At 64.0% G+C, this 9,813-nt stretch carries 10 protein-coding genes and 1 pseudogene; 5 read left to right on the top strand and 6 right to left on the bottom strand.

Going from position 1 to position 9,813, the window contains the following annotated elements; genetic code table 11:
• Positions 1-248 precede the first annotated feature (248 nt).
• A complete protein-coding gene (locus L995_RS33505) occupies positions 249-737 on the top strand; it encodes a hypothetical protein (RefSeq protein WP_156136140.1) in 489 nt (162 codons plus the stop codon).
• A 41-nt stretch (positions 738-778) separates the two neighbouring features.
• Here the strand turns inward: L995_RS33505 and L995_RS26350 are convergent, their stop codons facing one another.
• From L995_RS26350 to L995_RS32460, 3 genes are all read right to left on the bottom strand, one after another.
• Positions 779-2,221: an iron-containing redox enzyme family protein gene (locus tag L995_RS26350; RefSeq protein ID WP_047474276.1), complete on the bottom strand. Its 1,443-nt coding sequence runs from the start codon at positions 2,219-2,221 to the stop codon at positions 779-781.
• A 143-nt stretch (positions 2,222-2,364) separates the two neighbouring features.
• Positions 2,365-2,592: a type II toxin-antitoxin system RelE/ParE family toxin gene (locus L995_RS26345; RefSeq protein ID WP_082001638.1), complete on the bottom strand. Its 228-nt coding sequence runs from the start codon at positions 2,590-2,592 to the stop codon at positions 2,365-2,367.
• On the bottom strand, positions 2,585-2,827 hold the full coding sequence (locus tag L995_RS32460) for a type II toxin-antitoxin system ParD family antitoxin (RefSeq protein WP_082001637.1): 243 nt from the start codon (positions 2,825-2,827) through the stop codon (positions 2,585-2,587). Before L995_RS32460 ends, L995_RS26345 begins: the two co-directional genes overlap by 8 nt.
• Before the next feature lie 187 nt (positions 2,828-3,014).
• On the opposite strand from L995_RS32460, the gene L995_RS26335 reads away from it, so the two are divergent.
• The 3 genes from L995_RS26335 (at position 3,015) to L995_RS26325 (ending at position 7,098) form a co-directional block, all read left to right on the top strand.
• Complete coding sequence (locus L995_RS26335; protein ID WP_047474272.1) at positions 3,015-3,389, top strand: hypothetical protein; 375 nt, start codon at positions 3,015-3,017, stop codon at positions 3,387-3,389.
• A 367-nt stretch (positions 3,390-3,756) separates the two neighbouring features.
• Entirely contained in the window at positions 3,757-5,448 is a 1,692-nt protein-coding gene (aspT, locus tag L995_RS26330) for an aspartate-alanine antiporter (protein WP_047474277.1), read from the top strand.
• A gap of 54 nt (positions 5,449-5,502) precedes the next feature.
• Positions 5,503-7,098, top strand: a complete 1,596-nt coding sequence (locus tag L995_RS26325) for a bifunctional aspartate transaminase/aspartate 4-decarboxylase (protein WP_016451742.1) — start codon at positions 5,503-5,505, stop codon at positions 7,096-7,098.
• A 41-nt stretch (positions 7,099-7,139) separates the two neighbouring features.
• Here L995_RS26325 and L995_RS26320 read toward each other — a convergent pair whose 3' ends face one another.
• Entirely contained in the window at positions 7,140-8,090 is a 951-nt protein-coding gene (locus L995_RS26320; RefSeq protein ID WP_047474271.1) for a DMT family transporter, read from the bottom strand.
• A gap of 75 nt (positions 8,091-8,165) precedes the next feature.
• On the opposite strand from L995_RS26320, the gene L995_RS26315 reads away from it, so the two are divergent.
• Positions 8,166-9,053, top strand: a complete 888-nt coding sequence (locus L995_RS26315; protein ID WP_047474266.1) for a LysR family transcriptional regulator — start codon at positions 8,166-8,168, stop codon at positions 9,051-9,053.
• Here L995_RS26315 and L995_RS26310 read toward each other — a convergent pair.
• Together L995_RS26310 and L995_RS34025 are read right to left on the bottom strand one after the other, a co-directional pair.
• On the bottom strand, positions 9,050-9,622 hold the full coding sequence (locus L995_RS26310) for a membrane protein (protein ID WP_047474264.1): 573 nt from the start codon (positions 9,620-9,622) through the stop codon (positions 9,050-9,052). The genes L995_RS26315 and L995_RS26310 overlap by 4 nt on opposite strands.
• 54 nt (positions 9,623-9,676) lie before the next feature.
• Positions 9,677-9,813: pseudogene (locus tag L995_RS34025) on the bottom strand (TolC family protein); the annotation flags it as partial.

Raw genomic sequence — 9,813 nt, 5'->3', positions numbered from 1 at the left:
CATTCTGGAAGATCATCCCACCATATATTTCACTGACTGGGTCAAAAATCCCGATTGGTGTGTGCGTGGCAAAAGCCGGGAATGGGTCAATGAGCAAGCTCGTTTGGGGAAATAAGGCAATCTTACTCTTTTGAACGCAACGGCTGCAGTTATTATATTTACCGAAATTGGCTCAATTTTATTAATCAGAGAACAAGCAGACTTGCCTTGCAGAAACTGCAGCAAAAATTAGCAGCCAGGAATACACAATGCAATATCGCGTCAAGCAGAACAGAAAAAATATTATTTGGGTTATTCCTTTTGCCATAGTGCTGCTTATTACCGATTTTTACCTTATCCGTGAAATTGTTATACCGGAGACTCTAGATCTCTTTAATCTTTCACCAGCCGTTATAATAACACCGCTATCTCCAATGATAGCCTCCTTCTGGGCAATTCCATTGACATTGATAGTGGCAGTAATTGCCAACGCAATTCCTTTAAAAAAGCGAACACTTAAAAAGGTGGAATGCATTCTCCTCTCTTCCACTTGCGCCAATATATTCTTTGCTGCTGTCGGATTTTTTGCAATACTACCTTTGCAGTACTACGCCATGCCCCAACTCGGATATACACACTGTAATATTCTAGAAGGCCACCCAAATAAATATTCTATGGACTGGGTCAAGAACCCAGAATGGTGCGTGCGCGGCAAAAGCCGGGAATGGGTCAAGGAGCAAGCCCGTCTTGCCCAATGACCAGATGATTTTTCCCGGGTAGGTAAAGAGGGTCGAATGGCCTACCGGCCCAGGAACAGGCGGGTGGCGCGCAGGCCCAGGGGCGTCCAGTGCAGGCCCGGTGACATGGCCTGTACCAGCAACTCATGCTGGGCCGCTGGATCGAGCGTGGGGTAGCGCTGCTCGAAGAGCATCAGGTCGGTGTCCAGCTCCTGCGCGCTGCGGCCCGGGTCCGGTCGCGCGCCACGGGATGTGCGCAGGCGCTCGGCCACGCGAAAGCTCATGCGCCGCGCCGGTTTGCCGGGCTCGGCCACGGATTCGAAGGAGGCGCCATCCGCACTGGCCGGCCCCCGCAGCCAGTCATGAATGACTTGCAGCTCATAGGGAGAGAAAACACCGAACATCTCTGCCCGCTCGCCCTGCAGCAGCTGCCAGAAGCGGCTTTCCTCGGCAGGCCGGTTGCGTTGTATCCAGCGTGCCTGCTCCAGCGCGGCCAAGAAGGCAGGCATGTCCTGCGGGCGGGAAAGCCAGTCATTGACGCTGCGGCCGGCCACCTTGCAGAAGTCCGAGTGCGCGCCATGCCCGGAAGGCGATTTGCGCGCCAGGATGCGCACCACCTCAGCTTCGATGTCGAACGACCGGATCACGTCCAGCGTGCTGGTGCCCGTGTCTGCCAGCCGGGCGCCTGCGCGTACGCGGCGCCAGTATTCGCCGCCATCGTCAATGCGCGGCGCGTTCTCCCAGGCGGCAATGCAGGCGCGCCGGGCATGGCCGGTGTCGGCGTTGTCCACGGTGACATGCAGCGTGAAGTAGTAGGGGTCTATACCCAGTTCATTGAGTTCGTAGGCGGTGATGAGCAGGTGCAGCGGCAATTGCTCATAGCCCAGGTTGAATCCCACGATCTCGGGCAGGAACTGCTGCGCATTCCAGCCCAGAGCCAGCTGTACCAGCCCCTGCCGGTACAGGTCGTCGGGCAGATCCTCCACGGGATCAAGGCCATACCTGGCCAGCAGTTCCCGGTAGAGCTTGACGTGGTTTTTGTCGGCCATGCCGTCGCCCAGTTCTTCCACATAGGTGGTGACCAGGTCCGACATGCGTGAGTTGCCCGCGTGCGCGCACAGGCCGTAGAGCCAGGAACCGTCCACCAGCTTGGTAGGGGCCACATTGCGCAGGAAGTACAGGGCATGGGCGCGGTTGCAAAAGTAGCGGCGTGCCGCACCCGCCTTGCGCTCTGCCAGGTAGGCCTGGTACTGGGCGTGCACTTTTTCGACATTGGCACGCATCCAGTCGGTCAGGTGCTCCGGGTTGTCCGGCAGGCCATCGGCATCGGCAGAGGTCTCGGCGATCACGCCGTGCAGGAAGTCCGCAGCAGCCTGGCGCTCCTGTTCGGTGGGCAGATGGTTGGCCAGGCGTTCGTAGAGCGGCACATGCAGGAAAGAAGACTCAAGCGTGCCTGCGCCAGCGGCCAGTTCGGTACGTGGGGGGTCCAGCAGTTCTGTGTTCATGGTGGGGCTTTGGTCCGTAACGCCTTCAGGATGCGGTGTGGCCCTCGGTACAGCCATCGGGCCAACGCCTTCCTGTGCGTCGTAATACGCCTACCCTTCGCGCAGGCGCCCGGGCCGGCCCGCCGTCGCCCTGGCGCCCGCGCTCATGGCAGGGGAACAGGATCCGGCCCGGCCTTGCCGGCGAGCATTGGCTGGTACTGGGCGCCGGCCTGCTGGGCCTGCTTCGTGCTCTTGGCCAATCCCTCGAATGTCTCCACAAGGTTGCGAAGGTAGGAGTCTGCCTGCTCAACCGACCAGTGCATGAGCGTGTAGAGCCAGATTTCCTCCAGATCGGCTTCGGCCAGCGGCGACAGTCGGTAGGGCTTAGCCATGCTTTGCGTGCATGCGGCTCAAAAACGCTTCGCTGTCAAACGGGCGCGGCTCGCCGGACTGACGGCCAGCGTTCAGAGCCTCTTGCAATGCCTTCACCCTGATTTCGTGCTCTTCCAGCAGTCGCAACCCGGCTCTGACCACACCACTGGCGGTGCCATAGCGCCCGCCTTGGACTTGGGCATCAATGAATTCCGTGAAGTGCGGCCCCAGGGCCACGGATGTGTTTCGGCTCATGGCATTCTCCAGACGATGTACCAATCTATCCAAAATTTTGATTTTCTGGAGACGGGCTTTGGGCGGGCTGTGCCGGAGCCGGATATTTTTTGAAGCATGCAAATCGATTCTTTCTTTCAGACTTCCCTATATGATGGAAAGATTTTTTGATCCACATTGCATCAGAATATTGAAACCATGAAAGCAATTGAAAAAGCAATTTTCCCAATGGGTCGACCAAACACTGTCCGGCGATCTGCCAGAAGGAATCGCAGCATTCCACTTCAATCTGTATGACTCGCCCACATCGCACGAGCTCCAGATTGTGGGCTGCCCGACCTACGACCCGCAGGACCCGGACTGGGCGTGCGATGACATATTCATGTCCGACGACCCTCACTTCGAGTTGCCGCACAAAGTCGTGGGAAGCGAGTGGGAGAAGGGACTTGCTGCTGCCAGGAAGCTGCTTGGCTCCTACGTGGCCTCGGAAGCGGCAGGAGCCCTTCGGCTGCGCCAGTCGCAAGCGGTGAGCGCCGGTTTTGTGGATGGAGAGCTCCACCTCATCTGGTGGCGAGATGCGTAATTGATGAATTCATCTCGCTGCCAATAGGTTTCATCCGAAAACTGGCGCCCATGGCCTGCATGCAAGGCAGGCCTGTATATGTATCCGCTTTTGCTGACGGCGCAGTCCTACATTGCCGTTGGTCTTTGTCGTGAATAGTGGCTCTGTTCTCAACAAGGATTTACCCAAAGAAGCCAATGAAATAGCTATATTCGATTGAATAATTCTTGGTCACAATCATTTGTGCAGAAGTATTTTCGATAGCTATTTCCAATAGCGACTCGCCGTTTCCCAGTCCACGCGCACGCAATCCCCCCCTGCCCTCCTGAGGCAGCCGCTTCCGTTGCCTTGCACCGCCGTGGACCTCAACCCAGAAGCAGAGGTGGCTGTGGACTTTCTCAGAAGCATCTTTCATCAGGCTCCGGAAATCGCGCTGTTTGCGGCCTTGGCGCTCGGTTACTGGGTGGGCAAGTTCAGGTTCGGGTCATTCCAGCTGGGGGGCGTGGCGGGGTCGCTGCTGGCGGCGGTGCTGATCAGCCAGGTAGGGGTGACCATCGATTCGGGCATCAAGGCGGTGCTGTTTGCGCTGTTCATCTATGCCGTGGGTTTCGAGAGCGGGCCGCAGTTCTTCCGTTCACTGGGGCGGCAGTCGGTCAAGGAGATCCTGATGGCCCTGGTGGTGGCCGTGTCGGGGCTGGTCACGGTGGTGGTGATCGCCCGGGTGTTCCATCTGGACAAGGGGCTGGCGGCGGGGCTGGCCGCTGGCGGGCTGACGCAGTCGGCCATCATCGGCACGGCGGGCTCGGCCATCGAGAAGCTGGGGCTGGCGCCCGACGAGGTGCAGCGCATGCAGGCCAATGTGGCCATCGGCTATGCGGTGACCTATATCTTCGGCTCCTTCGGCGCCATCATCATGTGCGTGAACGTGCTGCAGTGGCTGACGGGCCGCAAGATCCGCGAGGACGCGATCCAGGCCGAGCAGGAGCTGCTCAAGGGCGTGCGCGTGTACGGAACCGGCGAGTCACCGGCCGTGCCGGATCTGGTGGGGCGCATTTTCCGCGTGGGACAGGCGGGCCGCACCGTGGCGGAGCTGGAGGCCAGCGCCACCGCCAACGGCGGCACGGTGACGGTGGAGCGCATACAGCGCAGGAACGCGATGGTGGGCGTGGACGGCAGCCTGGCGCTGGAGGCCGGCGACATCATCTTGCTGGTGGGCCGGCGCGCGGCCGTGGTGGCGCTGGGCGCCTCGGTGGGCGAGGAGCTGCAGGGCGCCGAGGGCATGGACGTGGTGATGGTGCGGCGCGACGTGGCCATCTCCAACAGCCAGTACCTGAACCGCAGCGTGAAGGACATCCTGGACAGCCTGTCGCAGGACTTCAAGCACGGCGTGTATGCCGTGGCGCTGATGCGCGCAGGCACGCCGGTGCCGATTGCGCCGGCCACCATGGTCATGCCGGGCGACGTGGTGACGCTGTTCGGCACGCCGCAGGATGTGCAAAAGGCTGCGCAGTCGGTGGGCCCCATCATCGTGCCCAGCGACAAGACGGACTTTGTCTTCCACGGCCTGGGCATCACGGTGGGCCTGCTGATCGGGCTGCTGGTGCTGCGCCTGGGCTCCATTCCCATCACGCTGGGCAGCGGCGGCGGCGCCCTGCTGGCGGGCCTGCTGTTCGGCTGGTGGCGCAGCCGCAAGCACACTTTCGGCAACATGCCCACGGCCGCCTCCACGCTGCTGCGCGACCTGGGCCTGGCCGGCTTCGTGGCCATGGTGGGCCTGCAGTCCGGCCAGCAGGCCGTGACCACGGTGATGCAGCAGGGCCTGACGCTGTTCCTGCTGGGCGTGGTGGTGACCATCGTGCCGCTGCTGATCGCCATGCTGTTCGGCAAGTACGTGCTGCGCTATGACAACGTGGCCGTGTTCGCAGGCTCGCTGTCGGGCGCGCGCAGCGCCAACCCGGCGTTCGGCGAGATTCTGGACAAGGCCGGCAACTCGATTCCCACGGCACCGTTTGCGATCACCTATGCGCTGGCCAATGTGTTCCTCACATTGCTGGGCCCGCTGGTCATCGCCTTCGCCTGACCACCCCTGATCTCTTCCCAAGGACCACCAAGGACCATCACAAGGAGCTGCGCAATGAGCAAGGATTATCGGAGTCTGGCGAATTTGAGCCCGTTCGAACTCAAGGACGAGCTGATCAAGGTGGCCTCGGGCAAGGCCAACCGCCTCATGCTCAATGCGGGGCGCGGCAATCCCAACTTCCTGGCGACCACGCCGCGCCGGGCGTTCTTCCGGCTGGGGCTGTTCGCGGCGGCGGAGTCGGAGCTGTCGTATTCCTACATGACGGTGGGCGTGGGCGGGCTGGCCAAGCTCGACGGCATCGAGGGCCGCTTCGAGCGCTTCATCGCCGAGCACCGCGATCAGGAGGGCGTGAAGTTCCTGGGCAAGTCGCTCAGCTATGTGCGCGACCAGCTGGGGCTGGACCCCGCCGCCTTCCTGCATGAGATGGTGGACGGCATCCTGGGCTGCAACTACCCCGTGCCGCCGCGCATGCTCACCGTGAGCGAGCAGATCGTGCGCCAGTACATCGTGCGCGAGATGGCAGGCGGCGCCGTGCCGCCCGAGTCGGTGGACCTGTTCGCGGTCGAGGGCGGCACGGCGGCCATGGCCTATATCTTCGAGAGCCTGCGCATCAGCGGCCTGCTCAAGGCCGGCGACAAGGTGGCCATCGGCATGCCGGTGTTCACGCCGTATATCGAGATTCCCGAACTGGCCCAGTACGACCTCAAGGAAGTGCCCATCCACGCCGACCCCGACAACGGCTGGCAGTACTCCGACGCCGAGCTGGACAAGCTCAAGGACCCGGACGTCAAGATCTTCTTCTGTGTGAACCCCAGCAACCCGCCGTCCGTGAAGATGGACCAGCGCAGCCTGGACCGCGTGCGCGCCATCGTGGCCGAGCAGCGGCCCGACCTGCTGATCCTGACCGACGATGTCTACGGCACCTTTGCCGATGAATTCCAGTCGCTGTTCTCGGTCTGCCCCCGGAACACGCTGCTGGTGTATTCGTTCTCCAAGTATTTCGGGGCCACGGGCTGGCGCCTGGGCGTGATCGCGGCGCACAAGGACAACGTGTTCGACCATGCACTGTCGCAGTTGCCCGAGTCCGCCAAGAAGGCGCTGGACCACCGCTACCGCTCGCTGCTGCCCGATGTGCGCTCACTCAAGTTCATCGACCGCCTGGTGGCCGACAGCCGCGTGGTGGCGCTGAACCACACGGCCGGCCTGTCCACGCCGCAGCAGGTGCAGATGGTGCTGTTCTCGCTGTTTGCGCTCATGGATGAAGCGGACGCCTACAAGCAGGCGCTCAAGCAACTGATCCGCCGCCGCGAGGCCACGCTGTACCGCGAGCTGGGCATGCCCCCGCTGGAGAACCCCAACTCGGTCAACTACTACACGCTGATCGATCTGCAGAACGTCACTTGCCGGCTCTACGGCGAGGCCTTCTCGCAATGGGCGGTGCAGCAGTCGTCCACGGGCGACATGCTGTTCCGCGTGGCCGATGAGACCGGCATCGTGCTGCTGCCGGGCCGGGGCTTCGGCTCCGATCGCCCCTCGGGCCGCGCCTCGCTGGCCAACCTCAACGAGTACGAGTACGCCGCCATAGGCCGCGCCCTGCGCCGGCTGGCCGACGAGCTGTACGAACAGTACAAGGCGCTGGGCAAGGAGTAGGCCCTGCGCACAAGGCCCGCACGGCTCATCGCCCGCACGGCTCATCGCAGCTGTCGGGCCTTGACCACCAGCAGCGCCCCGGCCATCAGGCCCACACCGGCCAGTTGCACAGCGCCCAGCGCGCGCCCGTAGACGGCCCAGTCCAGCACGATGGCCGTCAACGGATAGACGTACTGCAGCACGGCGATGCGGCCCAGCGTGAGGCGCGCCATGCCCGCAAAAAGGATGGCGTAGGCCAGGCCGGTGTGCAGCACACCCAGCCCTGCCAGCCAGGCCCAGGATGACGGCGCCTGCGGCCAGCCATGAACCAGCGGCACCCACAGCAGCAGCACGGTGCCGACCGCGCATTGCCACCAGGCCAGCGCAAACGGCGTGACCACTTTCTCGGTCTTGGCCAGGATGGTCACGGCCGCATAGCACAGCGAGCCGGCCAGGCACATGAGCAGTCCGGACACATGGTCCGGTCCCCAGGCCGCCGCATCGCCACCCAGCAGCCCCGTGGTCAACACCAGTCCCAGCAACGCCGCCAGCATGGCCGCCACCTGCCGTGGCGCCACGGCCTCGCGCAGCACCAGGGTGCCGAACAGCATGATCCACACCGGCTGGATGTGGAACACGATGGTGGCCACGCCAATGGAGGTGCGCGGTATGGCGGCAAAGAACAGCGCCCAGTTCAGCACCATGAGGAGGCCCGTGGCCACCACCACCGCCCAGCTTCTGCCGCGCACGCGCAGCTCCCGCACGCGGCCCGTGGCCAGGCCCCAGGCCAGCAGCGCCAGCGCGCCGAAGGCGCAGCGAAACAGCACGGTGACCAACGGGTGCTGGCGGGCCTCTTCCACAAATACGCCCACGGTGCCCAGCAGCACGCCGCCCGCGATCATCAGCCACTGGCCGCGCGTCTCCTGCGCTGTGGGAGCGGCTTGTGCGGGCGCGGGAGCGGGCGCGGTGGAGGCTACGGATGCGGCCTGTAAGGAATGGGTTCTGTCTTGCATGGCCGCGATCGTCTCGTGGCAGTAAATTCTCGTAAAGCAAATAGTTTGCAGGTTTAGTATTCGATATTCGAATCCATGGAGCGTGCTGTGAACCACCCCGACCTGCAGATCGACTGGCTGCGTGCCCTGGTAGCCGTGGTGGATGCGGGCTCGCTCTCGGCTGCCGCGCCGCTGCTGCACCGATCACAGGCCGCCGTGAGCATGCAGATCAAGAAGCTGGAGACCGCCCTGGGCCGGCCCGTGCTGCTGCGCGGCCCGCGCCATCTGCAACTGACGCCCGCCGGCGCGGAGCTGCTGGGCTATGCCCGGCGCATGCTGGAGCTGCAGGCCCAGGCGCAGCAGGCGCTGTTCGGCCCCGACCTGTCTGGGCGCGTGCGGCTGGGCGTGCCGGACGACTACGCATCCACCTATCTGACGCCCGTGCTGCGCAGCTTCGCAGGCCGCTACCAGGGCGTGGAGATCGAGCTGACCTGCGAGCAGTCCACTGCACTCATCCCACAAGTGGGGCGCGGCACGCTGGACCTGGCCCTGGTCTCGCGCGACAGGCCCCAGCGCGGGCGCCTGCTGTTCCACGAGCCCCTGGTCTGGGTGGGCGCGCCGCAGCACGAGGTGTGGAGGAAGAATCCCCTGCCGATTGCCGTCTACGAGGCCGCCAGCCTGGCGCGCACGGCCGCGCTGTCCAGCCTGGCGGCCCAGCGGCGCGCGCACCGCGTGGTCTATCACAGCTCCAGCCTGGCCGGCCAGCTGGCCGCCGTGGAAAGCGGCCTGGCCGTGGCCGTGTTCACGCGCTGCAGCGTGCCCCCGCACCTGCAGGTGCTGCAGAACCTGCCGGCCGGCTTCGAGCTGCCGCCGCTGGTGTCCATGGAAGTGTCGGCCCTGCGCAGCAAGGCCTCGCAGGGCTCGGCGGCCGTGGACGCCATGTATGGGCAGTTGATTGCGACGCTGGGCGGTGGTCGGCCCTAGAGCGGCGCAGTCCACAACCCCGCGTCGCCAGCCCGGGCATGCCATGCCCGGAATCTGGCTCTGTAGTCTTGCCAGGGCTCGGCGAGCACGGGGCGCGGGTCCCCGCTGAGGTCATAGGCCATGCCTTCGGTCCACCATGCGGGCCGCAGCAGCATGCGGGCGACGCCGAGTTGCTCACTCTGCACCTGGTGGATGAGTTCATGGCGCAGGTAGTAGGCGGTCCAGGCCCTGGGGCCTATGACCGTGCCCAGGCCCGCCAGGTTCATGGCAGAGCGCGCGCCCAGGCCGAAGCTGTCCGCACAGGCCTGGGTGGCGCAGAACACCACCCGGGGCCGGTGCGGAGCCGTGCCCAGGCGCGCCGCCAGGAATCCACGGGCCTCCTCCACCATGGCGTTGGCCTGCTCCAGCCGCGAGACATCATCCACGCAGACCCGGTCCGCCGTGCAGGACACGCCGGCCAGCCCGGGGGCCATCACGCGCACGGGCTTGACCAGACACCAGGCCAGGGCCGGCACCACCACTGTGAAGAGAACAAGCAGTCGCTTGAGGGAAGGGATCCTGGGCTTCATGGATTGGCTGGGGTTGATTGGCTGCACAAGGATTGTCGCGGGCTGCAGCCGCACTCAGTCATCAAAATCCCACAGCTCATGCAGATCCAGCCGCAGGCGGCTGTCGCCCTCCAGCGCCTCGCTGCGGGCCAGGCGTTCGGCCAGCAGCGCTTCGGCCAGGGTGCGGCGCACGGCCAGCAGCTCGGACGCGG

Origin of the sequence: Delftia sp. ZNC0008 (genome assembly GCF_000799035.1) — a bacterium.
In the GTDB taxonomy this organism is placed as follows: Bacteria; Pseudomonadota; Gammaproteobacteria; order Burkholderiales; family Burkholderiaceae_C; genus Comamonas; species Comamonas tsuruhatensis.
This window is presented reverse-complemented; position numbering and strand designations above follow the sequence as displayed.